Source organism: Cryobacterium sp. MLB-32 (genome assembly GCF_000738085.1).
Lineage (GTDB): Bacteria > Actinomycetota > Actinomycetes > Actinomycetales > Microbacteriaceae > Cryobacterium.
This window is the reverse complement of record NZ_JPRS01000759.1, coordinates 1-445: the sequence shown is the minus strand read 5'-3', so window position 1 is coordinate 445 and position 445 is coordinate 1. Positions and strand designations below refer to the sequence as shown.

Here is a 445-nt window from a genome sequence, read left to right as displayed (position 1 = left end):
GGACGTCCGTCGCAGACGTATGTGCTGGACCTCGATCTTCCGGGTGTCCGATAGCCGGACGGCCACCGCGACAGATCTGAGGCTAAACCATTCGGCGTCCGAGTACGGCGATGCCGTGTCAGAGGGGAACCTCTTGCGGAACGCTTTCAGCGCTCTCCGGTCAAATCGCCATTAATTTGTCGGTCGATCCAGAGTGACAGGGCTCGACACGGTTTGTGTCAACACGATTAGATGGGACGATGAATGCAAATTATCGGTTCTCATCCGACACTGCTGAGATCGACCGTGATCAGGTCCACCGCTGGATCAGCAAGCAGTCCTACTGGGCACCCGAGCGATCACGCTCACGTCAAGATGCAGCGATTGACGGATCACGCAACTTCGGCATCTACGACAGCGCGTCCAAGAAACAGGTCGCTTACGCGCGCGTCATCACCGACGGCGT

The 445-nt window shown here is 57.8% G+C and carries 1 pseudogene; it reads left to right on the top strand.

The features are described 5' to 3' along the window. Positions 1–239: 239 nt before the first annotated feature. A pseudogene (locus tag JF66_RS24880) lies at positions 240–445 on the top strand (GNAT family N-acetyltransferase); the annotation flags it as partial.